Genomic DNA, 26,825 nt, shown 5'->3' on the forward strand with positions numbered 1-26,825 from the left:
TGACTGTACTGGTCAGCTCTTCCATCGAGCTGGCGGTTTCTTCCAGTGAACTGGCCTGCGATTCCGTCCGACTGGACAGATCAGCATTGCCAGAAGCAATCTCTTGCGATGCTACCGTGATGGTTTCAGTACCCGTCTTTATCTTGGATATGGTACTCAAGAGGTTTTCCTGCATCATTTTCAGGGAATGCAGCAAATCACCAATTTCATCTGTGCCGCTGGCGTCCACTGACCTGCTCAAGTCCCCATTGGCAATTTGATCTGCGATGATGGCTGCGCGTTTGATAGGCCCCGCAATGGTGCGGGCGATCAGCCATGCTGCCAGTGAGCCGATGACGATAGTCAAAATCCCAATTAGCAGCATGCCCATTCTGGCATTCTTATAATTGGTCAAGGATTCATCATATGCAGCCTTCATGGCCTTGTGTTGTTGCTGCGCCAGTTCACTCAGGGCCAGCATCCATTTTTCATTTGGCGCATTAAATTCGGTTTGCAACACCGAAGCTGCATCAAAATAATTACCTTCGCCAACCAGACCCTTGACCTTGTTGGCTATCGTCAGCACTTGCCGTTTTAGATCGACAGAATTTTGCAGTGTATCTTTCCCCTCTTTGTCATCAATCAGTTTTTTTGCGGCGACTTCGGAAGCGTCATAGCCCTCCAGAATCTTAGCCATTTTCTTGGTTTCACGTTCGGCCTCGGCCATATCGCTGGGTGCCGTCATTTTTCGCAATACCAGAGCCAAAGCACGACCCTGCTCACGCATATCGGTAGCAGCATCCAGACTTGCGACCTTGGTATTGAAAATATAGTCCGTGGAAGCCTGCAACTGACTTAGCCTAAATAAACCAAGAATGAGCAGACCACAAGCAAACAGGATAACCAGACCAAACCCCAAGGCCAGCCGAGCACTAATCTTCAACCGCGACAATTGATTCATATATTTTCCTGCGCATCCGAAAAGGAAGAAGAGTGGAAATCAGTGAGACTAGGGAAGATACCGAAAGACATGCAACCTGTCCCTACCGAATTTTTGTTTTTTTACGAAAATTTTCAGAATAACCTTGCTTCAAAAAACCATGAGTAATGGTATTTTCACTATGCCTGCCTCTGAGAACCAGGATGAAATTCTCAGCTCAACAAAAGGCGATGCCTGTTCAGAGTATAGCCTGAAACATACATAGCGCAAATGTCACCAGCATGACGAAAAGCAACATCAACTTGACACGGCAACACAATCCATGAACATGACATTGCCGAATTAAATAGAGCTGCACTCGGCAGTTTACTGCCGTGAAATTACTTCTCTGGTTGCGAAGCTTTAGCCTCTAGAAACGAGTCAGTTAACATCATATGGCCATCATCAAATTGCAAGCTACGTTCTGGCCAACGCAGCGCAGCCAGTTTGTAATTGGATACAGGGAATTGTGGATTCTTTCTTGCAGCCCAACGACCACCTACAGAGAAGTCTACGCAATACACATTGCCATGTTTGCCATGCCATGACCAGGGCTTGGTATCTTCAAACAAGTCCGCATCACCCTTGCCGACCTGAGAGCGATCAAAAGAATCGTAGCGACGCCAATAATGGCCCACGACTACCGGAATATGAGCATCATACTCATTCCACCATGGCATGCGACCGACAAAGCGCCACTTACCACCAGAATAAAAAGAAGTATGCCATTCGCGCTCGACACCTGAAGTCAACACCCTCAAAGGATTATGCATTTGCATCATTGCATCATGACTGGCATGGGCAGACATGAAGGGTGGTTGATGATGCGGATCTTCCAGCCCTGGCGGGTGCTTCGCCAACTCTTCCCGCATCGCGGCTTTTAATTCCACAGCCCGCATATGCGTTGCTTCATTCCATTGACTATCATGTTCTATCACGCTACCGACAGGTAAAGGGCGTATGGCTTGAATATGTTCCTCCACCCAGGCCGCATGCACTACCCGTAAATCTTCACGCTCCAGACCTATCGGTAAAGATAACAAAAATGCAATAAGTTCTTCCTTTTTTTCAGCTGCCAGACGCTGGAATGGCGCGTACTTGGGCGCATCCCAAGCCTGCCTCTCGTCAAAAAACCAGCCCGAACCATCTTTGGCACTACCACGCAGAAGATTCATCTCATGATTGCCCAATACCGCTCTGGCCTTGCCACTCCTGACCAGCCGCTCAACCAGAACCAATACTGCAGGACTATCCGGCCCACGATCACAAAAATCACCGACAAAAACCAGAGTGCGCCCATCTTGATGATTGCCCTCAGCATCATAGCCAAGATGCTGTAGCAAATTGCAGAGCGCCTCATACTCTCCATGAACATCGCCAATGATGTCGAGCGGCCCTGACGGCAGTTGCTGTATCAGACTCATTACTATCCTTTGCTGTTATCTCATGACATGTGATTTACAAGTAATCACATCAAATCAATTTGATCGCTTTGAAAATATAGCATCAAAATGATTCGATGTTACAATGTTTTATCAAACTAAGATTATTATTTTCCATGCACACAAATTCATTGACTGAATTGCCAGCCGCCCAGCGTGAACGCCTGGCCTTCATCGAATTCCGCCTTTGGTTTCTGGGTAAAGTAACACGCAAGGATGTCATGGACCGTTTTGACATCGCCTCTGCCGCAGGCACACGCGACCTCGTACTATATAGAGAACTTGCACCAGGCAATGTCAGCTACGAAGGCAAGATGTATCATTACCGCGACAGCTTCCAGCCACTGTTCCAGCACAAGGCAGACAGAGTCTTGTCCGCACTTTGCTCAGGTTTTGGCGACGGTGAGCGCAGCATAGGCGAAGCCCTGCTGCAACACGATGTGCCAGCACGGCTGAACCAGCCCAAGCTCGCAGACCTGGCAACAGTCACCCGCGCCATACAAGGACAATATCCACTCAGCCTGATTTATCACTCCATGAAGACCGGCCCTTTACTAAGAGAAATAGTCCCTCTGGCCCTGGTCGATTCAGGCCTGCGCTGGCATGTACGCGCCTACGACAGAAGCAAACAGGAATTCAGGGACCTAGTGCTGACACGCATGGATGATATCGCCACAATCAAGCAAGGCAGCCAAAACCAAATCACGCAAGAACATGAGCGATTGGCCGCTGATGAACAATGGCAGCGCATGATCGATATTGAGTTGCGACCGCACCCCTCACACCTGTATCCAGAGTCCATCATGCGTGACTACGGCATGAACCAGGGAAAGGTAGAAGTCCGGTTACGTGCGGCAGTTGCGGGTTATGTATTGCGTCAATGGCAGGTTGATTGCTCAGCTGACAATCAAGCTGAATATAGCAATTGCAGACTAAAGCTTGCCAACTTGAGTGCGCTTGATGGCGTAAAAAATGCGGTATTAGCACCGGGTTACAAAAAATTAACTGATACTAAGGCAGCTTGAACAAAAACGAAAAAGCCCAGAATTGTAATCTGGGCTAAGTCTTTGAATCTATTGGCCTGTCCAGCACGAATCGAACGTGCGACCCCGAGCTTAGAAGGCTCGTGCTCTATCCAACTGAGCTATGGACAGTCTTGTTCAGGGCCGGCAAAACTGATGTTTGGCGGCCCAAAAACTGAAGGCTGAATAGTACATGGTATCGTCGCTAGATTCAAGAATGAAAAGCATCTGGCAGCGAATTAACTTAGATTGCAGGCGGAATGCAATCTGCCAGGCGGCGGGCGCTGGTGGAGGCCAGTTCTGCATCTTCGGCCTCCACCATCACGCGCACTAGCGGCTCAGTGCCAGAGGCGCGTATCAGCACCCGGCCCTTGTCTGCCAGTTCGGCTTCCACCTTTTGTTTTTCGGCGACGAGTTTTTCATTCTTTTGCCAGTCGAATCCGGCAGGCACTTTGATATTCAATAAGGTCTGCGGGAATAGTTGCAAGTCGTCAAAGCAGGCGTCCAGACTCTTGCCATTTCGCCTCAAGGCTGACAATACCTGCAGTGCTGAGACTATGCCGTCACCTGTCGTATGCTTGTCCAGGCACAGGAGGTGGCCTGAACCTTCACCACCCAGCAACCAGCCGCGCTCATACATTTGCTCCAGCACATAACGGTCGCCGACTTTGGCGCGTGCAAAGCCCACGCCCAGCTTCTTGAATGCCAACTCAACTGCCATATTGGTCATGAGCGTACCCACCACACCATCGACCTTGCCTATAGCCATGCGGTCAAGCACCATCAGGTAAAGCAGTTGATCACCGTTATATATCTTGCCGTGCTTGTCGACCATGAGCAGGCGGTCGGCATCACCATCAAGGGCAATACCCAGATCAGCATGATTGGCGCGCACAGCCAGGGCCAGCGCGTCCGGCGCGGTGGCCCCGACCTGGTCATTGATGTTTAAGCCATTTGGCTGATTGCCGATGGCGATGACGTCGGCACCCAATTCATGGAAGACATGGGGGGCAATATCGTAAGCAGCACCATGGGCGCAATCGACGACGATTTTCAGGCCACGCAAATCCAGTTCAGCTGGGAAAGTGCTCTTACAAAATTCTATGTAGCGACCATTTGCGTCACTCAAGCGGCGTGCCTTGCCCAACTTCTCAGAGCTGACGCATTGCATGGGGCGCTCAAGTTCAGCTTCTATCGCCAGTTCTACTTCATCCGGCAGTTTATTGCCATTTGCCGAGAAAAACTTGATGCCATTATCATCGAATGGGTTGTGTGAGGCAGAAATCACGACGCCTGCAGACAGACGCAATGCGCGTGTCAGGTAGGCCACTGCAGGTGTGGGTGCGGGACCAGACAACATGACATCAACGCCAGCGGCGGCAAAGCCGGCCTCCAGCGAAGCTTCCAGCAAATAGCCGGAAATGCGCGTGTCTTTACCTATCAAGACGGTAGGCCGTGCATCGCCAACAACATTCGCTTGCGCCAGCACTTTGCCTGCGGCAAATCCCAGGCGCATGACAAAATCAGGGGTGATCGGAGCAACGCCAACCTTACCGCGTATGCCATCTGTACCAAAATATTTTCTACTCATATTCTTCCTGCTGATCAACGGGACAATGCATCCCAGACTTTGTATGCATCGACAGTTTCTGCGACGTCGTGCACACGGATTATGTTTGCGCCCATTTGCTTTGCTGCCAGCGCTGCGGCGATGCTGCCTGCCAGGCGTTCTGGTGCAGCCCTGCCCGTCAAACCACCTATCATGGATTTGCGTGATACCCCCACCAGCACGGGCAAACCCAGCTCTTGCTGCAATTCAGGCAAGTGCTGGAACAATGCCACATTATGCTCCAGGGTTTTGCCAAAACCAAAACCGGGGTCAAGGCAAATGCGCTCGGTTTCTATGCCTGCCTGCTCAAAAGCAGCCAGGCGCTGACGCAAAAACATTTTCACTTCTTGATTGACGTCAGCATATTCAGGGCTGATTTGCATGTCCACCGGTGTGTTTTGCATATGCATGGCACACAGGGCAGCGTCCGCATTTTGTATTGCGGCGATAGCGTCTGGCGAGCGAAACCCCTGGATATCATTGATCATATCTACCCCGGCAAGCAAGGCTTCGCGCATGACTTGCGGTTTGTAGGTATCGATGGACAGGGGCTTGCCACAATCACGCAAAGCATAGATGACGGGCATGACGCGGCCCAGCTCTTCATCCAGCGATAAAGGAGCAGAGCCGGGACGACTGGATTCGCCACCGATATCGATGATATCAACACCATCTTCTATCATCTGTTCAGCCCGGGCGATGGCGCTTTCGAGGTGCAGGTATTTGCCACCATCAGAAAAAGAATCGGGTGTGATGTTGAGGACACCCATGACCAGGGTTCTGGATTGCGCTCCGCTCAAGGGATAGCGAAAACGGCCACATTGGAAATATTTCATTTTTTAAAAAGACTAAGGGTGAGGAATAATCCCCACCCTTGTACAAGAAATTCAAAAATTAATTGTGTGTTTTTTGTACAGCGACTCAGGCTGGTGCTGTTGCACTAGGAGACACGCCACCAGACGGCTTATCAGTCGGCGTACGACTAGAGGTCTGACCTTGTTTTGGCGGACGTGGATCTATACCGTTCATGATGTCATTGACCTGGTCTGCATCGATAGTTTCCCAATCCAGCAAGGCCTTGGTCATGGCTTCTACCTTGTCACGGTTTTCTTCAAGAAGTTTGCGCGACAGTGCATATTGTGCATCCAGAATACTGCGGATTTCTGCATCCACTTTTTGCTGGGTTGCCTCGGAAATGGTTTTGGATGGACCGCCAAAATAACCTTCACTCTGACTGTCTTCATAGACCATCACACCCATACTGTCAGACATACCAAAACGCGTCACCATAGAGCGTGCCAGCTTGGTTGCACGGGAAAAGTCATTGGAAGCACCCGTAGACATTTGGCCAACAAAAATTTCTTCAGCAATACGACCGCCAAACAGAATGGAAATTTCTTCCAGCATTTTGTCTTTGTAACCACTGATCTGATCATGCTCAGGCAATTGCCAGGTCAGGCCCAAGGCAAAACCCCGTGGCATGATGGTGACTTTATGGACAGGATCAGCCTTGGGCATGAGCTTGGCGATCACAGCATGACCGGACTCATGGTAAGCCGTATTCCTGCGCTCATCTTCACGCATGACCATGGAACGACGCTCTGGACCCATGTAGATTTTGTCTTTGGCATCTTCAAAATCCATCATTTCAACCAGGCGTTTATTGCGTCTTGCAGCAAACAAGGCTGCCTCATTGACCAAGTTGGCCAAGTCAGCACCTGAGAAACCTGGCGTACCACGGGCAAGAATATCAGCCTTGACGTCAGCAGAAATAGGCACTTTGCGCATATGGACATTAAGGATTTGCTCACGGCCACGGATATCCGGCAAACCCACAGAAACCTGACGGTCAAAACGGCCTGGGCGCAGCAAGGCTTTATCAAGTACGTCAGCACGGTTAGTTGCAGCAATCACGATGACGCCAGAATTGGCCTCAAAACCATCCATTTCAACAAGCATCTGGTTCAGTGTCTGTTCGCGCTCATCATTACCACCACCCATACCGGCACCACGATGGCGGCCAACCGCATCAATCTCATCAATAAAGATGATACAAGGTGCATGTTTTTTGGCGTTTTCAAACATGTCGCGAACGCGGGAAGCACCCACGCCAACAAACATTTCAACGAAATCAGAACCAGAGATCGTGAAGAAAGGCACTTTTGCTTCACCAGCGATGGCGCGGGCAATCAAAGTTTTACCAGTCCCCGGAGGGCCAACCATCAATACACCGCGAGGAATACGGCCACCCAACTTTTGAAATTTGGTCGGGTCACGCAGGAAATCAACGATTTCACTGACTTCTTCCTTGGCTTCGTCGCAACCTGCAACATCGGCAAATGTGACGTTGTTATTGGTATCATCCAGCATCCTGGCCTTGGATTTACCAAAGGAGAATGCCCCACCCTTACCGCCGCCTTGCATCTGGCGCATAAAGAAGACCCAGACACCGATCAGTAACAGCATCGGGAACCAGGAAATGAAGACTTGCGACAGGAAGGATTGCTCTTCTGGCTGCTTGACATCAAACTTGACGTTATTATCCACCAGATCACGGATCAGGCCCCGGTCAAGCCCGGTAATTTGCACCTTGACTTTTTTACCCTCAGAATTGGTCGCCACGATGGAGCGATTGGCTTCATCGATGGTGGCATCCTTGATGCGTTTGGATTTAACCTCATCCAGGAACTCGGAATACGGAATGGGCGTAACGCCCGCACCGATGCCTTTTCCATCAAACTGCCTAAAAAGTGTAAAAAGCACCAGGGCAACTACCACCCATATAGCAGCTTTTGAAAACATATTATTCACGAGAACTCCTTGAACGCAGGATGCGCCATTTGATACTGTAAACGTTCATTCTACCCCCATTGGGTAGAGCTTGCTAGCCAGCATATGTTGGCGATATTGATGATTATCAAGAGGCAAATGCAATTATTCGGGGTTTTTCAAGCCTCTGCCAAGCAAAAATATCTCAGAAGACTTGTCCTTACTGGCTTTAGGCTTCTTGTTGACCACTGTTTTGAACTCATCTTTGAATAGTGTGAAAATGTTGTTATAGCTGGGTCCGTGAAAGCATTTAACCAGCAAAGCGCCACCTGGCTTCAAGTGTGCCTTGGAAAAAGTGACTGCCAATTCGATAATATATTCGACACGCGCTGAGTCAACGGTTGAATTACCAGACAGATTTGGGGCCATATCGGATAAAACCAAGTCGACTTTACGTCCCAACAATTTGGATTCCAATTGATCCAGCACTTCATCCTCACGAAAATCGCCTTGTATGAATTGCACGTCAGCGATAGGATCCATGGGCAAAAGGTCGAGGGCAAAAATTTCACCCATGATGCCGCCACCTTCTTTACCTGCCAGTTTATTTCTTACATACTGTGACCAGCTACCAGGTGTTGCCCCCAAATCAACAATAATTTGGCCTGGGCGTATCAATTTTTCTGATTCATCTATTTCTTTTAGCTTGTAAACGGCGCGCGCACGATAGCCTTCCTTTTGTGCAAGTTTCACATAAGGATCATTAATATGGTCGTGAACCCAATTTTGATTGAATTTATTCTTTGCCATTCGCGTAAAATACTGCTTTTAAAGGAATTACTATGTTAAAACTTACGCCCGCTGAAAGAAGCGAACTCCGCTCCGAAGCCCATGCACTGAAACCTATCGTATTAATCGGCGAAGCCGGCTTGACTCCTGCTGTGATCAAAGAAATTGATGCTGGCCTGAATGCCCACGGCTTGATCAAGGTACGCGTATTTGGCGATGATAGAGAAGCACGTATAGGTATGTACGATACCATCTGTGCCGAGCTGAACGCAGCCCCAGTACAACATATTGGAAAACTTTTGGTGGTTTACCGTCCAAAACTGGAAGGTACGAAAGAAACCAAGTTAGTTAAAAAAGGTAAAGGCATGCGCGAAGTCACTATCGTCAAGCCTAGCCCAAGTGGCACGAAAAAACCAACCGTATCCAAAGTCATGGTCAAAGGTAACGAACGCGTGACTCAAGGCGGCAATATCAAACGTGCAAAACCACGTCAAAGCAGCGCAAAAAAATCATCGCTTGCCAACAGCTGACCCTGAATACCTCTGATATCTGATCAGTACTCAACCCGGCCAAACCAGGCCGGGTAACTATCTTTCATGCTTTTTTATATCGGCTTAGCAGATATAAAAATAATCAAACGTACAACACATCCAGCACTTCATACTCACGCACACCTGCCGGTGCCTGCACACCAACCACGTCGCCAGCATACTTGCCTATCAAGGCACGTGCGATAGGTGAAGTGATGGACACTTTACTTAATTTCAAGTCTGCCTCATCTTCACCAACAATCTGGTAACTGACTTTTTGTGAAGTTTCCAGGTCTTCCAGGTGGACTGTGGAGCCAAATACGACGCGCCCCTCAGCATCGAGTTCGCTAGGATCGATAATCTGCGCAGAACCAAGTTTGCCTTCGAGCTCAGCGATACGGCCCTCAATGAAAGCCTGGCGCTCCTTGGCGGCATCATACTCGGCATTTTCAGACAAGTCGCCCTGCGCACGCGCCTCAGCAATCGCATTGATGACATCCGGGCGCTCTTTGGTCTTTAAAAGATGCAATTCTTTCTTAAGCAATTCTGCGCCAAACTTGGTGACAGGTACTGTACTCATATCATTCACACTCATAAAAGTAAAAATACAGAGGCCACATCAGACACCAGCATTACCGATGCCATTTGTGAACTCTGTATCGAAGTTCAAGCACCTCTGACCTTGTAGCCAAAGGCACTGTTATTTCTATCAGTTTAAGGTCTTATGCAGTCCTTGTAAATCATAAACGTGCAATTCATTCAAATGATGCATACCCTCAACCGCAGCTTCGGCACCGGCGATGGTCGTGAATGTTGTTGCACGTGCAATCAAAGCCGAGGTACGAATGGCGCGCGAGTCAGTAATGGCATTGCGCTTTTCTTCGACAGTATTGATGACCATGGCAATTTCATTGTTCTTGATCATATCAACAACGTGTGGACGACCCTCAACCACTTTATTGACAACGGAAACCGGTATGCCCTCCGCCGCAATCGCCGCTGCTGTACCTCGCGTAGCAACGATGGAGAAACCCATTTCAACCAGATCACGGGCAACTTTCACGCCACGTGGTTTGTCGCTGTTCTTGATACTCAGGAAAACCTTGCCAGAAGTTGGCAATTTTACGCCTGCGCCCAGTTGCGATTTCACGAAGGCTTCACCAAAGGTTTTGCCCACGCCCATGACTTCACCTGTTGATTTCATCTCTGGGCCAAGAATGGTATCAACACCGGGGAACTTCACGAACGGGAATACCGCTTCCTTGACGCTGAAATAAGGCGGCACGACTTCTGCACCTATACCTTGTGAATCGAGAGACTGGCCAACCATGCAGCGGGCCGCAATCTTCGCCAGTTGCAAGCCAGTAGCTTTGGAGACATAAGGCACGGTACGTGAGGCACGCGGGTTCACTTCCAGCACGAACACAACATCTTTGCCTTCTTGCTGCTGAATCGCAAACTGCACGTTCATCAGACCAACAACATTCAAGCCTTTAGCCATCAGCGCAGTCTGGCGCTTAAGTTCAGCAATGGTTTCTTGCGACAGGGAATAAGGTGGCAAGGAACATGCAGAGTCACCGGAGTGAACACCAGCCTGCTCAATATGCTCCATGACGCCGCCGATGAAGGTACGTTCGCCATCAGACAGGCAATCAACATCTACTTCAATCGCATCATTCAGGAAGCGATCCAGCAAGACTGGAGAATCATGCGACACCTTGACGGCTTCGCGCATGTAACGCTCAAGATCACGTTGCTCATGCACGATTTCCATTGCACGACCACCAAGTACATAAGATGGGCGCACCACGAGCGGATAACCAATCTCTTGCGCCAATGCCAACGCATCAGCTTCAGTGCGCGCAGTACGGTTAGGCGGTTGACGCAGGCCCAGGTCTTGCAGCATTTTCTGGAAGCGTTCGCGGTCTTCTGCAGCATCGATCATATCTGGCGAGGTACCGACGATAGGTACGCCATTGGCTTCCAGATCAAGCGCCAATTTCAAAGGCGTCTGGCCACCGTATTGCACGATGACGCCAACTGGTTTTTCTTTGTCGACGATCTCCAGCACATCTTCCAGCGTCAGTGGTTCAAAATACAGACGGTCGGATGTATCGTAGTCGGTAGAAACGGTTTCTGGATTGCAGTTGACCATGATGGTTTCATAACCATCTTCGCGCATTGCAAATGCCGCGTGTACGCAGCAATAATCGAACTCAATACCCTGGCCGATACGGTTAGGGCCACCGCCCAATACCATGATTTTTTTCTTGTCGGTCGGGTTCGATTCGCACTCTTCTTCATAGGTCGAATACATGTAAGCTGTATTCGTGGCGAATTCACCGGCGCAGGTATCTACGCGTTTGTAGACTGGGCGTACATTCAATGCCTTGCGCTTTTCACGAATGGCAGTGTCTGTCGTTTTCAACAGTTTTGCCAGGCGACGGTCAGAGAAACCTTTTTGCTTCAGTTGCAGCATCAGGGCTTTATCGACGCTGTCGAGTGACTGTTCGTCCAGCCACAATTCGATATCGACGATGTCCTTGATCTGCACCAGGAACCAAGGGTCGATGTGCGTCAGTTGATGCACCTCTTCCAGCGTAAAGCCTTGAGCGAACGCATCGCCAACATACCAGATACGGTCAGGACCAGGCTCACCGAGTTCTTTTTCCAGGGTCTCACGGTCCTGAGTTTTTTCATTCATGCCATCGACGCCAACTTCGAGGCCACGCAGGGCTTTCTGGAAAGATTCCTGGAAGGTGCGACCTATCGCCATCACTTCACCAACAGATTTCATCTGTGTCGTCAGGCGGTTATCTGCCTGCGGGAATTTTTCAAATGCGAAACGCGGGATCTTGGTAACGACGTAATCGATGGAAGGCTCGAAAGAAGCAGGTGTAGCACCGCCAGTAATTTCATTACGCAATTCATCCAGCGTGAAACCAACTGCCAGCTTGGCAGCGATCTTGGCGATAGGGAAACCAGTCGCCTTCGATGCCAGCGCAGATGAACGCGACACACGCGGATTCATCTCGATGACGATCATGCGGCCATCAGCAGGGTTGATGGAAAACTGTACGTTGGAACCACCAGTATCCACACCAATTTCACGCAGCACTGCCAAAGAGGCATTACGCATGATCTGGTATTCTTTATCGGTCAATGTCTGTGCAGGTGCGACAGTAATGGAGTCACCGGTATGCACCCCCATAGGATCCAGATTTTCGATGGAGCAAACGATGATGCAGTTGTCTGCCTTGTCGCGCACAACTTCCATCTCATATTCTTTCCAGCCTATCAGCGACTCTTCAATCAGCAATTCATTGGTAGGAGATGCCTCCAGACCGCGTTTGCAAATCGTCTCGAATTCTTCTGGATTGTAGGCAATACCGCCGCCTGTACCACCCATGGTGAACGATGGGCGGATAATGACGGGGAAGCCAACATCCTTTTGCACAACCCAGGCTTCATCCATAGTATGGGCAACGCCGGAACGTGCAGAACCCAGACCAATCTTGGTCATGGCGTTCTTGAATTTCAAACGGTCTTCGGCCTTGTCGATGGCTTCTGGTGAAGCACCGATGAGTTCGCAATTGTATTTGGTCAGCACGCCATGACGGTGCAAATCAAGCGCGCAATTCAATGCAGTCTGACCACCCATGGTCGGCAGAATCGCATCCGGTTTTTCTTTATCGATGATGCGCTCGACAACTTGCCAAGTGATAGGTTCGATGTAAGTTACATCGGCCATTTCCGGATCAGTCATGATGGTTGCCGGATTGCTGTTGACCAGAATCACGCGGTAGCCTTCTTCACGCAAAGCCTTGCAAGCCTGTGCGCCGGAATAATCGAATTCACAAGCCTGGCCAATGATGATGGGGCCAGCGCCGATAATCAAAATACTTTTTATGTCGTTACGTTTTGGCATTCTCTTATTCTCCTGTCTTTGCCTTGGCCATCATCGCGGTGAAGCGGTCAAACAGGTAGGCAATATCATGCGGACCTGGTGAGGCTTCAGGGTGACCCTGGAAGCAGAAAGCTGGTTTATCAGTACGAGCAAAACCTTGTAGCGAGCCATCAAACAAAGACACGTGGGTAACGCGGCAGTTGGCTGGCAAAGTTGTAGCATCGACTGCGAAACCGTGATTTTGGGAAGTGATCAATATCTGCTTGGTATCCAGATCCTGCACAGGATGGTTGGCACCGTGGTGGCCGAATTTCATCTTGAGGGTTTTGGCACCGGATGCCAGCGCCATGATTTGATGACCAAGGCAGATACCGAAGGTAGGAACGCCCTTCTCTATCAACTCTTTGGCAGCAGCAATCGCATAATCGCAAGGCTCAGGGTCTCCAGGACCATTCGACAAAAACACGCCATCTGGATTCAGTGCCAGCACATCGGCAGCGCTGGATTGCGCAGGCAATACCGTGACCTTGCAGCCGCGCTCTGCCAACATGCGCAGAATATTACGCTTAACACCAAAGTCGAAAGCGACGACATGGAATTTCGGGTTTTGCAACTGACCATAACCCTGGCCCAATACCCACTCAGCCTCAGTCCAGTTGTAAGCCTGCTTGACAGATACGACCTTTGCCAGATCCATGCCAGACAGGCCAGGGAAAGACCTGGCCAGTGCAATGGCTTTTTCAGCATCAGCACCTACCAGGATAGCACCGCCCTGCGCACCTTTTTCACGCAAAATACGTGTCAGCTTGCGAGTATCAATACCAGCAATAGCGACGATGTTTTGGGATTTGAGGTAATCAGAGAGGGTTTGTTCAGAGCGGAAATTCGATACCAGCAAAGGCAGGTCTTTAATAATCAAACCAGCTGCATGGATTTTATCAGACTCCACGTCTTCGGCATTGACGCCGGTATTACCAATATGCGGATACGTCAAGGTAACTATTTGGGAACTATAACTGGGATCAGTCAGAATTTCCTGGTAACCGGTCATTGAGGTATTGAAGACAACTTCACCTATGGTCTGACCGGCAGCGCCAATCGAATATCCAGTGAAAATGCTTCCATCGGCGAGAGCAAGTATAGCGGTGTCCTGGCCGGAACGAAGAAGGGACTGCGGAATGGGCAGCAAGGGCAACTCCTGTATTGTTACCGCCGCTGCGACGCCCCAAGCTGTCGTTTCCCTGGCCGCGCAAAAAATGCCGCGTGGCCTGGAAAGATGATGGAGCGATGTGAAATTGGGTAGGCGCTACGGCGAGATTTCGGATTAGTTAAACCCTCGAATTATAGCGCGAAACGGCCCATCAGGCAAATACGAAATGCCTGATGGGCCGTCATTCATAGCAAATTCAAAAGTAGTACGAACGTTCGCCAATCATGTTTTCGATTTCATCTTCAAAAACATGCATCCAATACGCCCTCTGGCAATAATTACAAGCCCAGTGCCGCTATACCTGCTTTTGCGATTTGCGCATCTTCAGACGATTTAACACCTGAAACGCCAACTGCCCCAACGCATTGGCCTTCGACAATAATAGGCACACCACCTTCGAGCATACCTTCAATGAAAGGCGCACTCAGAAAGGAATAACGACCATTATTGATAATATCTTCATAGATCTTGGATTCGCGCTTGCCCAGTGCTGCAGTAGTTGCCTTGGCTGGTGCAATATGGGCAGAAATAGGCGCCACGCCATCAAGGCGCTGCAACCACATCAAATGACCACCATCGTCAACCACGGCAATCACGACAGGCCAGTTATTGGCCTTGGCTTCCGCCTCTGCTGCCGCAGCAATTTTTTTAACATCTTCTAAAGTCAACACAGGTTTTGTTTGCATAAATGCCTCTCCATTAAAGTCAGCGGGATTGTACGCCAAGCAATTGCGCTTAGGTATACAAACAGTTTTAACCAATTGACAGCTATATTCCCATTTAAATGACATTTCTTGCTAAGGGGTAATTTTCGCTAATGGTTTACATTTTTTCCGAGTTCGCTTAAAGTTGAGCGGTTTTTCCAACCAGGTGCAAAGATGCTAATAAACGTTTCCAGACTATCAAGGAAAGCCAAGTTAGTGCTTATCTCGACTATGCTGCTCGCCGCAGCCACCAACCCAGCCTGGAGCGCAGACAATCCCTTCCCCGAATCCTCAACTGCCTACACCAAACTCCAAGAAATCAAGCAACGCGCGTCTGACCTGACGGTCAAGGCCATGGATTTGATGGGCATACACTACAAGCGCGGTGGCAATTCGCCGGAAAATGGACTCGATTGCAGTGGCTTTGTACGTTATGTATTCAAGGACGTCGTCGGTACAAACTTACCACGCACCTCAGCAGAAATCAGTAAAGTAGGCGAACACGTAGAACAAAAAGATTTACAGCCCGGCGACCTGGTATTTTATAACACACTCAAACGTGGCTTTTCTCACGTAGGCATTTATCTGGGTGACAACAAGTTCATACACTCACCCTCAGCAGGTGGCCAGGTCAGGGTAGAAAGCATGGACATCGCTTACTGGAAAAAACGCTTCAATGGCGCACGACGCATTAATGATGATTAAGCCAAATATTCAATAAATCTGATAAATGGTATAAAAAAAATCTAATTATTTCCAGCATAAATCAATAACACCAGCATAAAAAAGGCAGAGCAATCCATGCTCTGCCTTTATTTTTTCATCCATCCAGATCCAGCAAACCCGTTCTCAACGCTCCTGCATTGCTTTAATCTTTTGCTTAATCTCAGGCATCATCGCCATTGCCGCTTTTTCACCTGCCAGTATGGCCAGGTTACGGCCATTGAAATCATTTCCCTTCATTCCTGGCAACTCTGGACGAATAACTATCTCCGCCTGCTTCAATTCAAACTGATTAATGCTTTGCCCCATGATGGCAACAGTTTGCAGCAAAATATCCAGAGTGGCATTTGAAACTTGCGCTTCTGGTGGCGAAGAGATGTTGACTGCAATAATCAGATCAGCCCCCATATCACGAGCAAAACGCACTGGCACTGGCGACACCAGACCACCATCGACGTACAGACGATCATTGATTTTCACAGGCTGGAATACTCCTGGCACAGCAGAAGAGGCGCGTACTGCCGCACCAGTATTACCGCGCTGAAACAGTACCGCATGACCGGTTGCCAAATCGGTCGCGACAGCGCCAAAAGGTTTGCGCAGCTTCTCAATAGGGGCCTGCACCACCAGGCGATTGACATAGGCTTGCAAAGCATCACCCTTCAATACACCACTGGATTTTGAAAACAAGGGCAAGGACCAGTCAGAGATGGTTGCCTCATCCATATCAAGTGCCATTTTTTGCATGGCAAAACCATTATTACCAGCGGCGTACATGGCACCCACAACACTGCCCGCACTGGTACCAACCACGATATCAGGATTAATACCTTGTGATTCCAGCGCCTTGATGACACCAATATGGGCAAAACCACGGGCTGCACCACCTCCAAGCGCTAAACCAATGCGCAAAGGTTTCAGTGTCTTTGTCACTGGTATGGCAGTCGCTACCGATGGAGTCACTTGCTGCGGGGACGTATTGCAGGCTGACAAACCAAAAGCAAACAATACTGGCACGACCAGACGATCCAGAACTGGCTTACTGCGAGCGAACAAAGAAGTAATTCGGGAAGAGAAATGCGGCATGTTATTTCTGAGTGTATGAATAAATAGTGCGGTCATCCCAAAAGCATCAGGGATATTTTGCAGGTGCGTGATTATATTTCCAAAAGCCCTGCAGCACAGAGTTCACGCAAAAAAAATAGTAAGAAATTAATACAATCCTGACTAAAGAAGAGATACTCCTTTCAAGCGATCAGAACATGACAGACATCACGAAATCATGGCGGCGCGTATGGCAAAATATGACCCGGGTGTGCGGCAAACATGCAGAAAAAGAAACCCTGAAAAAAAAGCCAGGCATCTCGTCAAGGAAGCGTCGGACGAGCGACTCATACGCTGGAACAGCTATCAATAAAAAAACGTTGCAAACATCGATGCCACAGCAACTGCCATCATTGCGGTGGCAAACCAGCCCAATATCTTCAACCTGGCTGCAATCACGAATACACCCATGATATCAGCACGAGCTGCCATCAACATCATGACTACCATGATGGGCACAGAAATCACGCCATTGATGACCGCACTCCAGTACAGTGCCTTGATGGGATCAATCGCAGTAAATCCCAATGCGATGCCGATAACGGTAGACAGTACAACGATGGCGTAGAACTGTCTGGCATGCGTAGGAGTCTCTTCCAGACTGCTTTTCCACTTAAAAGCACCGGCCATGGCATATGCCGATGAACCAGCCAGTACAGGTATGGCCAGCAAACCAGTGCCAATAATACCGGCACTGAACAACATGAAGGCGAAGTCGCCTGCAATAGGTCGCAATGCCTTTGCCGCCTGGGCAGAGGTCTGGATATCCGTAACACCATGCGAATGCAGGGTGACGGCAGTTGTTAATATGATGAAGAATGCCACCAGATTGGAGAATGCCATTCCTATATAGGTATCAAGCTTGATACGCTTCAAATTGGCTGGCGCCTGTTCAGGCGCATGGATCAAAGGACGCGCCCGATGATCAGCGCGCATATCTTCCACTTCTTGCGAGGCTTGCCAGAAAAACAGATAGGGGCTAATGGTGGTGCCAAACACTGCCACTACTGTGGTGATGTATTCTTTTTTTAACGATAGATGTGGCATAACCGCCCTCATCAACACCTCTGACCAGGGCATATGCACAACAAATACGGTAGCGACATACGCCAACAAAGCCAGTGTCAGCCATTTCAGTAAACGCACATAACGCCGATAAGGGATGAAAACCTGTAGGAGCAAAGACAATACGCCAAAACCAATGGCATACAGATGCGCCTTGCCGCCTATCAGTAATTTCAATGCTTCGCCCATGGCAGAAATATCGGCAGCAATATTAATGGTATTGGCAATCAGCAAAAGACCGACTACTGCATACAATAACCAGCCAGGATAATGACGACGTATATTGGTGGCCAATCCATGTCCACTGACCCTGCCTATGCGGGCACTCACGATTTGTATACCCACCATCAAGGGGTAAGTAAACAAAACCGTCCACAACATGTTAAAACCGAATTGCGCACCTGCTTGAGAATAAGTGGCAATTCCACTGGGGTCATCGTCAGCTGCTCCAGTGATCAGGCCAGGCCCCAGTTTTTGCAACAGGGACGTTTCTTTAGAGGCGGCTGATGCACTGGAAGTCGGTTTATTCATGTACAAAATGCAGATGAATGCTATTGATTTTATGGTCGCCGATGGGTGACATCCATCCCTACGCCACGGTATCCAGCAAAGCGGCTGGCAGTATCAAAGAAAGGCTCACCACTCACTTGCAAGTACTGTATCGTGCCATCTGGCTTGCAGCGACGGTAAATAAAGTCCAGAAATGGCCGTCGATTGGCGATATTGTCATCCAGCCGTTCACGTTCATCGACATCCCAGCCATCCATACCCTTGGGTGCCGCTCCCAGCATGTCTTCTGCCTGTATGCCAAGCATTTCGAATACCGGCCCGGAGACACTGGTGAAATTGCCAAACTGATCCTGCTCCCAATACCAGTCAGATGAGAGTTCAGTAAAGCTTTTAAAGCGTGCTTCGCTGGCGCGTAACTCAGCTGTGCGCTCGATTACCGTCTGTTCAAGAAGCTTATTATAGCTATCCAGTTTTTGATAGAGTAAGCGTACCTCAAGCATATTGCGTATGCGTGTTTGCACTTCCAGCAAATCAAAGGGCTTACTGACAAAATCCTTGGCGCCCGCCTGCAAGGCCCGCAACTTGTGCCCTGGCTGGGCAGTAATCACCAAAACCGGCAAATAGGCATCAGCGGCGATGTTCTTCAATTCTTCCATGACTTCAAAACCATCCATGCCCGGCATTTGCAGATCCAGCAATATCAAATCATAGTTATGCTCTATATGCAGTGCACACACGGTACGTGCATCCATAGTTGTGGTGATGGAGGTATAGCCGATATTCCGCAGCATTTGCTCCAGTAACATCACGTTAGCTTTTTGATCGTCGACGATCAGGATGCTGGCCTTGAGAATTTCGACTGCTTCAAGCATTTCATTCTTTCAAAATCGTTCCCGCATCAACATTCCACGTCACAACATCGTCATCCCAACTCAACTTCGTTCTTTACTTAATTACAGTCAATGTCGCCCTTCGTGCGAACCAGGCCATGTTCCTTGGCATGATGCAGCGCCAGGTCTAGTGCATCCATAAATTCATTTACCTTGATGGGCTTGGTCAGATAACGGAAAAAGCCAGCGTCCATGCCTTTCTCTATATCGCGCGGCATGGCATTTGCAGACAAGGCCATGACAGGTATATGCGCCGTCAGCGGATCATTCGCCAAAATCTTGAGCGCACCAAAACCACTAAGACCAGGTAAATTAATATCCATCAAAATCACATCCGGCTTGCATACCTGTGCCGTGCTGATACCCAGATGAGCATCCACTGCTGTCAACAGCTTGAGATCGCTGCGGCGGGCAATCAATTGCTCGACCAAAGCGAGGTTGGCAGGATTGTCTTCCACATATAATAAGCTGCGTTGTGATGATGCATGCGCTGCTTGCCGCTCATCACCTGCCTCGACCACAAATTCGTCCGCTCCTTCCTCATGCAAAGCTGGTGCTGAAGCCAGGGCTAACTCTATCCAGAATACACTACCAACACCTACATCGCTTTCCACTCCAATTGAGCCGCCCATGAGCTCAATCAATTGCTTGGTCACCACCAGACCAATACCGGTTCCTTCTTCATTGCCTGCATCTTGCCCCAGGCGATTAAAGGGTTGAAACAGTTGCGCTACCTGGTCTGGCGATAAGCCTTTACCTGCATCCTTGACACAGATACGAATGCGGCTCTCACCATGCATGGCATATTCGACTGTAACAGAACCTTCATGCTGATTGTACTTAATCGCGTTTGACAATAAATTCACCATGACTTGCTTGAGTCTGGTGCGGTCAGCAAATACATACAGCGACAAGTCTATGGTCGGGAAAATCATCTTAATGCCGCGCGTCTGAGCTTGCGGTTCTATCATGGCGTGGCAGTCCAGCAAGACATCGCTCAGCAGGATCGACTCTTTTGAAATTGTCACCTTGCCCGACTCGATCATCGCCAGATCAAGAATTTCATTTATTAGGCGCAATAGATACCAGCCAGCCTGCAATATCTGGTCTATTGATAATTTCTGGTTATCCGACGGCGGCGGATTATCTGATGCCATCAACTGCGCAAAACCCAGCACTGCATTGAGTGGCGTACGCAGTTCATGACTCATGCTGGATAAAAATTCTGACTTGGCCAAATTGGCTTTTTCGGCAACCGCCTTGGCCAGCTCCAGCTCAACATTACTACTCTGCAGCCTTTGCTCGAACAATTTATATTCAGTGACATCCCTGGCAGATGCAAATACGCCTTGCAATCTGCGCTCACGGTCGTAGATGGTGCTGGCATTGTAGGAAATTTCGGTTTCTTTGCCATCTTTCGCTATCGCTGTCAGTTCACAATTTGTGACCTTGCCAGTTTGTAGCGCACGCTTCATCGCCAGTTCTGCTGCGGCGGGTTCGGTAAAATAATTTTTGAATGGAGCGCCTATGAGTTCATCGCGCGTGCACCCAGTAATCGCTTCCATCTGATGATTGACATCGCTGATAACACCATTCAAGTCTGTCGTGATCAGTGCATCAATATTGGCCTCAATCAAAGACCGTGTATAAAACTGCTGATCACGCAAACGCTGATCCAGCAAGGCTTGCTCGGCCTCCACCTGCTTGCGTGCGGTATTATCTGTACCTATCAAGAGGCCACCTATGACAACACCCTGCGCATCCCGTAGGGCAGTGACTGACACAATGGCCTGCAGACGACTACCATCACGACAGATATAGGTCAGTTCATGAATATCTTCCAGACTGCGCATGGCCTTGAAGATTAAGGCATCGAAACCCAGGGCGACGGGGGTATTGAATTCTGCGCTTAGCGCAACTGCCCTGGCAGCCAGTTCGTCAGCATCGGAAATATCAGCGGGACTGATCAGGTTGACGACGTCAGCAGCGTCATAGCCCAACATATGCTCGGCACCGACATTAAAAATTTGAATCAAGCCCTGCGCATCAGTGGCAATAATCGAAAAATTCGGGCTATTAAAGATGGCATCCTGCAAGGCCCCCATCTTGAGCAAGACCTCACGCACCTTGAGTGAAGTTTGCTCGCCAGCCATGCGGCCGAGCGTGGCACGACGTATCTGCAAAGCCCAAAGCAACAAAAACACCAACAGAAAACCAACGCTACCGACCACCAGTTTGATGCGAAACGCTGCCTTCAATTTACGTTCATCGAGCAGAACCTGCTCATCAATAATCGCGTCAGTCAAAATAGTTTGCACCCTGGAGGAGACGAGCAAACCCGCATTAAACAGGGCACGAGTCGCTGCAAAGCCACGCGCTTCAAATTGTTTTTGGCCTTCATGCATGATAGCCACTCTCTCGTCGACGGCTTTTTGCAACTGCAACATGCGCGCCTGCTGTTGAGCATTATCCCGCGTCAATCCATGCAAATGCTGAATAAGCTTTGCCAAGTCAGTGAGGCTGTCATTACGCTGACTAATATAGCTATCTTCTTTCGTAAGAAAATATGCCTTCTGCCCATTCTCCGCCTCTGACAGCTTGACACTCAATTCGCTGAGGTCTTCAATTATTTGGCGGGTATGCTCTATCGACTTGACTGAATCGAAAGGCACGGCAATATTCCAGGCAATACCGCCTATCATCAACAAGGCCAGTAAGGTGATGCCAAAGCCGATCAAGGTGAGACGCTCTACCGAGATTGCCTTCATATATTTTTGTTCACAGCAATCCTTCAATAAACTTCAAAATTCAGAGTAATATTTACAGACTTATGTTCCCCTGCATATATCCGGTTTTTCTAACAATAGTAGCGGGCGCAGCAGGTATAGCATTACCCTGGCGCTGCAAAACATCTGACAGCAAGCGGGCAAACTCTTTTTTAACTACCCCATAGCATTCGCATACATGCTCCTCCAGCCCTACCCTGTCAACGACGGTAATATGCCCACGACGGTAGCTGATAAAGCCATAGTTTTGTAATTTACCTGCAGCCTCAGTCACACCTTCGCGCCTCACTCCCAGCATATTCGCAATCAATTCCTGCGTGATAGTCAGGTCATTGCCTGACATGCGATCCAGGGTCAGCAATAGCCAGCGACACAGTTGCTGTTCGACGGAATGGTGTCGATTACACACTGCTGTTTGTGACATTTGCGTGATCAGCGCCTGCGTGTATCGCAACAACAAGCGCAGCACTGGTCCGGCACGGTTAAATTCTTCCAAAAGGACCTGTGCCTTAAGGCGATAGCCATAGCCGCCAGTCTGGACAATAGCGCGACTGGGTGTGGTATCGCCCCCCATAAACAAGGAAATCCCTACCAAGCCCTCATTCCCAACACCCGCAATTTCTGAAGAACCACCGTTTTCCAGCAAATAATGCAGGGAAACAATGGATGTCACCGGAAAATACACATACTGCAACTTACCGCCCGACTCATACAAGACATCACCAAGCAACATGGAAACAAGCTCCAGATGAGGTGCCAGACGATCAAATTCCGTATCCAGCAAGGCCGCTAGCAAATGATTTTGATTCGGGTTTATATGATTGTCCATATCGATTTCCTGCAAAATAGTTAAGAGGAAGGATAAGGCACACAACGCAATCGGAAAAACCTGATCGGCATGCCCCAGACAATAACACTAAGACACTCACACTTTTATTGTCTGTTCGATATCGCACATATAGAAAAATATTGCGCAAAAAAAACAGCGACTCTTGGCCTGCTCATATATTTAATTTGCATCGGCAAACGTCCTGACCACACTGGAAGCTGCACTATGGCAGCTTTAGAAAAAGAATTACGTACGCTAGCGTACATACAGCCATCAATGACATCAATTTTTGTTACGCCGCCAAACGCACCTGATTATACCAGCTTGAATTGCATTAATTTCTTCTGTCCGAGCCATTTTGCTTTGCGACAGGACGCACTACAGCTGCACGCCGGTCTGACTCCCCCAACACATGCAGAGGGTCTCCATGTGGAATGTCAGCAAGCAGGCGATCAAATTCCAGTTTAACGACGGCATAACACTCGCAAACCACTTTTTCCAGCCCGGGACGATCAACTACATCGATGCGCCCGCGACTGTACCGTATCAATCCCAGTCTCTGTATATTGCCAGCTGCAGCTGTCACACCCTCGCGTCTGACACCCAGCATATTGGCAATCAACTCCTGGGTCATAGAAACAGAATCTGAGGGGAGCCGATCCAGGCTCAAAAGCAACCAGCGACAAAGTTGTTGCTCTATGGAGTGATGGCGGTTGCAGACAGCAGTTTGCGTCATTTGCGTAATCAGCGCCTGGGTGTAGCGCAGCAAGAGACGCAAAAAAGGCCCCGCACGATTAAACTCTTCTTTCAACAATTGAGCCTTGAGGCGATAACCATGACCAGCACACTGCACAACAGCGCGGCTGGGCGTGGTTTCACCACCCATGAACAAGGAAATGCCGAGTATGCCTTCATGGCCAACGATGGCTATTTCAGCAGAAGCACCGTTTTCAAGGACATACAGCAAGGACACGATGGAAGTGGTTGGGAAATAGACGTAGTTCAAAATGCCGCCAGCCTCGTACAAGGCCTGACCCAAGGGCATCTCCACCAATTCAAGATGCGCGGCAAGACGATCAAACTCCGCTTTCGGCAAAGCTGCAAGTAAGTGATTTTGAATAGGATTATGAGGGATGGTCATGAATGATGCTCTGAGCTGCCATCTCTGTTTGGAGTGACATGGATTGTATAGACTGGATTATCTATACACAGAGTAGCAGGTATAAAGCTGGAGTATGTGCGCCATCGCTCATATAGCCCTCATCTAGCTCAACTTACTTATTAAACAAGTACACTCACCTGGTTTTTGCGGGGTATGCGCGGTTGTAGTGAAGATTGGCGGTACGCTTAAAGCTGGTCAAGCTTACTGAAAGGGAATCGAAGACAATAATCTGGTAAATTCTTTTTGTATGACGACATAGCATTCACAGACCACTTTTTCCAGACCAGGTCTATCCAGCACGACGATCGCGCCACGGCTATAACAGATCAGACCAGCACGCTGCAAGTTGCCTGCCGCCTCGGTCACCCTTTCACGGCGCACGCCCAGTACATTGGCAATGCGCTGCTGCGTGATATTCACGGCGTCTGAAGATAATCTATCCAGGCTCAGCAACAGCCAACGGCACAATTGCTGCTCCACCGTGTGATGCAGATTGCAAATGGCAGTCTGCGTCATCTGCGTAATCAATGCCTGGGTATAGCGTAACAATACGCGCAGCAAGGGACCTGCACGATCGAACTCCACTTTCAACAATTGGCCTTTGAGGCGATAGGCAAAACCAGCACTTTGCACCACTGCACGATTTGGCGTGGTATCGCCTCCCATGAAAAGAGAAATACCGACAACGCCCTCATGACCAACCGCGGCAATTTCGGCCGAAACACCATCTTCCAGCACATACAGCTGAGAAACTACGGCTGAAGTGGGAAAATACACAAACTGCTGGCGCACGCCTGCCTCATACAATACATCACCAACAGCCATGGAGATAAGCTCCAGACCGACCGACAGTGACGCAAATTCTGCAGCAGGCAAGGCCGCAAGCAGGTTATTTTGCATAGGACTGGGGGATGTGTGCATTAACGTTTTTTGCCTTAAAAATCCACCAGAGATTTTGTCACACAGACAAAGCCGGGCAGCGGACCGCTAGCCTATCACGTCATACAAAAAATCTATGCGCGCTTGCGCACACAAGCCCCCCAAAGAAAGTGTTTTTAAGAAATAAAACTAAGCCAGCGCTACCAATCACTAGTCAACACTGACTCAGCAAATGATGAACCAGCACGCTCACTCATCAAGATACACGTCGTCAAGCTCATTCAAGACGACATCGCCTTCTGGCACATCAAAGCCTGCGCTTTCTTGCGCCGCAATAGAAAGCCGTGCGGTGCTACGCTTTTTCTTTTTCAATAGATCGCAAGCGGATAATGGCTGCACCGGATCTACACCGCCACCAGAAGTGAATTGCAAACCCGAGAGACGCTCGACTTCTGCGACTTTCACTTGAAAAGTTTTATAGGCACCAAATGGCGCCGTCGCCTCAATGCCAAATTGCGCTATGACTTCGCTTTGATCGAGCATATAAGCCGTAGCAATTACTTTCCAGAAACGCACTGGATATTGAATTTTTGGGAAAGGTTTGTAGACAGGGTCATCCTCTTCAAAAATCGGCCCGGTAAAGATTTGCACATCCAGATGCGCTTCTCAGGCCAGACTCCAGAACATAAGCCTCCAACCCTTGCCACAATTGCTTACCCTGGTTGAACTTTGCATGTTGAGGCACGCAATTGAACCAGTGACAAGTATCGGCGGCTGATTGCAGCGCCACTTCCATGCTGCCTCCAAATTCAAGGTCCACTCTGCGGGTAAGATGACCACGGTCAAACTGATTATTTTTATAGTAAAAATTGCTGACCTGATGCTCAATGGGGATTCTCGGATCAACTCGCCACACATCGCCAGGCCGACTCATCAGAAAGCGTTGAGAATGACGAACATTGGCAGCACTATAGATCGCGAATCGTCTTTGCGCATGCATAACGACACTAAAATTATGATAGTGCAGCAGATACTCATTGCCATCCACAGGTTTGAGCAATCGCGAGACCTTGCTTTCCAGATCAGCCGACAACTTGGGGAAATTAACCCTCAGCTTGCCCTGCCCCAGAAAGCCCTTGTCATATCCCTTGCAGTCTGCATAACTTGCATCAAAAGGCACATCAAATGCTGCTGGCCTGGGGGCGGTTTTTGTGGCCTCCTGAAAGCTGGCTGACTCGGCAGCAAGGACCTGCTGGCCCAGCCTCACCTGACCATCCGGGTCTATGTACAAAGTCACAGAAATTGATCTGGCCACATGCGCTTGATTCATTTTGTTCACCTCAATCCGTTGGGGGGAGAAAAGCAGAAAGACCTGCAGGAGCCTGCCCGACTGTATGAGCAGAGAACTTTGCCACCCCATCCAGCGCAGGGATGCGCGCCTCGGGGATGGAGGCATGTAATACAGCTTGCAGCAAGGGATGATCGCCTTGCACCTGCTTCAATTCATTGACGTAGCGAAAAGCAAATTTGTCGACTCGTAGCATCGGCAAATAAATCTGTCTACTCGCAGCTTTGAATTCATCAAAATTGGCATAACTTGTTGAAATCATGAAGATTTCACCACGTTTCAAGCTGCCATTTCAACAATTCGACCCCGCGGAGGCCGGATAGTCGAATCGTTTAGTCCGAAGTTGGGACGTCGGCTGCAGTGCTTTGGAGAAAATTTTTACCGGCAGTGGATTTGCTTGGAGGCAGACCCATTGGTTGAGACATTTTGAGAACGCCCCTTCTATCTTCAATCCGGTGACAACAAAAGGTTAGTAGATTTTTGGGTTCGCTATAGAGACCACGAAGTGTTATTGGTCCTTGATGTGGAAGATCAACCACGCACCATCAGACCCGGCGCTACAGAACTCGAAATGCTCTGCGTACCGTCA

The 26,825-nt window shown here is 49.1% G+C and carries 23 protein-coding genes and 1 tRNA gene; 3 read left to right on the top strand and 21 right to left on the bottom strand.

The window, feature by feature from the left end; genetic code table 11:
- Together Q8K39_RS22230 and Q8K39_RS22235 are read right to left on the bottom strand one after the other, a co-directional pair.
- Positions 1-940 (bottom strand): MCP four helix bundle domain-containing protein (locus Q8K39_RS22230; protein ID WP_305263372.1); only part of this gene is annotated, 940 nt, incomplete at its 3' end.
- A 359-nt stretch (positions 941-1,299) separates the two neighbouring features.
- Positions 1,300-2,382 carry a metallophosphoesterase gene (locus tag Q8K39_RS22235; RefSeq protein WP_305263373.1) on the bottom strand — a complete coding sequence of 361 codons (1,083 nt, stop codon included), beginning with the start codon at positions 2,380-2,382 and terminating at the stop codon, positions 1,300-1,302.
- Between the two features lie 134 nt (positions 2,383-2,516).
- Between Q8K39_RS22235 and Q8K39_RS22240 the strand changes: the two genes are divergently transcribed.
- A complete protein-coding gene (locus tag Q8K39_RS22240) occupies positions 2,517-3,425 on the top strand; it encodes a WYL domain-containing protein (protein WP_305263374.1) in 909 nt (302 codons plus the stop codon).
- A 52-nt stretch (positions 3,426-3,477) separates the two neighbouring features.
- Here Q8K39_RS22240 and Q8K39_RS22245 read toward each other — a convergent pair.
- The 5 genes from Q8K39_RS22245 to Q8K39_RS22265 form a co-directional block, all read right to left on the bottom strand.
- Positions 3,478-3,554 (bottom strand) — tRNA-Arg (locus Q8K39_RS22245).
- A 112-nt stretch (positions 3,555-3,666) separates the two neighbouring features.
- Positions 3,667-5,013 carry a phosphoglucosamine mutase gene (glmM, locus tag Q8K39_RS22250; RefSeq protein ID WP_305263375.1) on the bottom strand — a complete coding sequence of 449 codons (1,347 nt, stop codon included), beginning with the start codon at positions 5,011-5,013 and terminating at the stop codon, positions 3,667-3,669.
- A 14-nt stretch (positions 5,014-5,027) separates the two neighbouring features.
- On the bottom strand, positions 5,028-5,867 hold the full coding sequence (folP, locus tag Q8K39_RS22255; RefSeq protein ID WP_305263376.1) for a dihydropteroate synthase: 840 nt from the start codon (positions 5,865-5,867) through the stop codon (positions 5,028-5,030).
- Between the two features lie 85 nt (positions 5,868-5,952).
- On the bottom strand, positions 5,953-7,842 hold the full coding sequence (gene ftsH, locus Q8K39_RS22260) for an ATP-dependent zinc metalloprotease FtsH (protein WP_305263377.1): 1,890 nt from the start codon (positions 7,840-7,842) through the stop codon (positions 5,953-5,955).
- 123 nt (positions 7,843-7,965) lie between these two features.
- Positions 7,966-8,610: an RlmE family RNA methyltransferase gene (locus Q8K39_RS22265; RefSeq protein WP_305263378.1), complete on the bottom strand. Its 645-nt coding sequence runs from the start codon at positions 8,608-8,610 to the stop codon at positions 7,966-7,968.
- Between the two features lie 32 nt (positions 8,611-8,642).
- On the opposite strand from Q8K39_RS22265, the gene Q8K39_RS22270 reads away from it, so the two are divergent.
- A complete protein-coding gene (locus Q8K39_RS22270; RefSeq protein WP_110253841.1) occupies positions 8,643-9,119 on the top strand; it encodes a YhbY family RNA-binding protein in 477 nt (158 codons plus the stop codon).
- A 103-nt stretch (positions 9,120-9,222) separates the two neighbouring features.
- Here the strand turns inward: Q8K39_RS22270 and greA are convergent, their stop codons facing one another.
- The 4 genes from greA to Q8K39_RS22290 all read right to left on the bottom strand — a co-directional run bounded on the left by greA (position 9,223) and on the right by Q8K39_RS22290 (position 14,922).
- Positions 9,223-9,699 (bottom strand): transcription elongation factor GreA, encoded by a 477-nt coding sequence (greA, locus tag Q8K39_RS22275; protein ID WP_305263379.1) that lies wholly within the window; start codon positions 9,697-9,699, stop codon positions 9,223-9,225.
- A 129-nt stretch (positions 9,700-9,828) separates the two neighbouring features.
- Positions 9,829-13,047, bottom strand: coding sequence for a carbamoyl-phosphate synthase large subunit (gene carB / locus Q8K39_RS22280; protein WP_305263380.1), 3,219 nt, complete (start codon positions 13,045-13,047; stop codon positions 9,829-9,831).
- 4 nt (positions 13,048-13,051) lie between these two features.
- Positions 13,052-14,206 (bottom strand): glutamine-hydrolyzing carbamoyl-phosphate synthase small subunit, encoded by a 1,155-nt coding sequence (carA, locus tag Q8K39_RS22285; RefSeq protein WP_305263433.1) that lies wholly within the window; start codon positions 14,204-14,206, stop codon positions 13,052-13,054.
- Between the two features lie 308 nt (positions 14,207-14,514).
- A complete protein-coding gene (locus Q8K39_RS22290) occupies positions 14,515-14,922 on the bottom strand; it encodes a heme-binding protein (RefSeq protein ID WP_186951722.1) in 408 nt (135 codons plus the stop codon).
- A 249-nt stretch (positions 14,923-15,171) separates the two neighbouring features.
- On the opposite strand from Q8K39_RS22290, the gene Q8K39_RS22295 reads away from it, so the two are divergent.
- Positions 15,172-15,645 (top strand): C40 family peptidase, encoded by a 474-nt coding sequence (locus Q8K39_RS22295; RefSeq protein WP_305263434.1) that lies wholly within the window; start codon positions 15,172-15,174, stop codon positions 15,643-15,645.
- A gap of 144 nt (positions 15,646-15,789) precedes the next feature.
- Here the strand turns inward: Q8K39_RS22295 and Q8K39_RS22300 are convergent, their stop codons facing one another.
- The 10 genes from Q8K39_RS22300 to Q8K39_RS22345 form a co-directional block, all read right to left on the bottom strand.
- Positions 15,790-16,749 (bottom strand): patatin-like phospholipase family protein, encoded by a 960-nt coding sequence (locus Q8K39_RS22300; protein ID WP_305263381.1) that lies wholly within the window; start codon positions 16,747-16,749, stop codon positions 15,790-15,792.
- Between the two features lie 324 nt (positions 16,750-17,073).
- Positions 17,074-18,363, bottom strand: a complete 1,290-nt coding sequence (locus Q8K39_RS22305) for an NRAMP family divalent metal transporter (RefSeq protein ID WP_305263382.1) — start codon at positions 18,361-18,363, stop codon at positions 17,074-17,076.
- Between the two features lie 29 nt (positions 18,364-18,392).
- Positions 18,393-19,214, bottom strand: a complete 822-nt coding sequence (locus Q8K39_RS22310; protein ID WP_305263383.1) for a response regulator — start codon at positions 19,212-19,214, stop codon at positions 18,393-18,395.
- Between the two features lie 77 nt (positions 19,215-19,291).
- Complete coding sequence (locus Q8K39_RS22315; RefSeq protein ID WP_305263384.1) at positions 19,292-22,000, bottom strand: PAS domain S-box protein; 2,709 nt, start codon at positions 21,998-22,000, stop codon at positions 19,292-19,294.
- A 52-nt stretch (positions 22,001-22,052) separates the two neighbouring features.
- A complete protein-coding gene (locus Q8K39_RS22320; protein ID WP_305263385.1) occupies positions 22,053-22,847 on the bottom strand; it encodes a Crp/Fnr family transcriptional regulator in 795 nt (264 codons plus the stop codon).
- 334 nt (positions 22,848-23,181) lie between these two features.
- A complete protein-coding gene (locus Q8K39_RS22325) occupies positions 23,182-23,988 on the bottom strand; it encodes a Crp/Fnr family transcriptional regulator (protein WP_305263386.1) in 807 nt (268 codons plus the stop codon).
- Between the two features lie 222 nt (positions 23,989-24,210).
- Positions 24,211-24,930 (bottom strand): Crp/Fnr family transcriptional regulator, encoded by a 720-nt coding sequence (locus Q8K39_RS22330; RefSeq protein ID WP_186951730.1) that lies wholly within the window; start codon positions 24,928-24,930, stop codon positions 24,211-24,213.
- Between the two features lie 207 nt (positions 24,931-25,137).
- On the bottom strand, positions 25,138-25,539 hold the full coding sequence (locus tag Q8K39_RS22335) for a DNA/RNA non-specific endonuclease (protein WP_305263387.1): 402 nt from the start codon (positions 25,537-25,539) through the stop codon (positions 25,138-25,140).
- The gene (locus Q8K39_RS22340) at positions 25,511-26,218 is read right to left on the bottom strand and encodes a DNA/RNA non-specific endonuclease (protein ID WP_305263388.1); all 708 of its coding nucleotides are present in this window, start codon (positions 26,216-26,218) and stop codon (positions 25,511-25,513) included. The genes Q8K39_RS22335 and Q8K39_RS22340 overlap by 29 nt, the downstream gene beginning before the upstream one ends.
- Positions 26,219-26,228: 10 nt before the next feature.
- A complete protein-coding gene (locus Q8K39_RS22345; RefSeq protein WP_305263389.1) occupies positions 26,229-26,498 on the bottom strand; it encodes a hypothetical protein in 270 nt (89 codons plus the stop codon).
- Positions 26,499-26,825 lie beyond the last annotated feature (327 nt).

Source organism: Undibacterium sp. (assembly GCF_030683615.1).
Taxonomy (GTDB): domain Bacteria; phylum Pseudomonadota; class Gammaproteobacteria; order Burkholderiales; family Burkholderiaceae_D; genus Undibacterium; species Undibacterium umbellatum.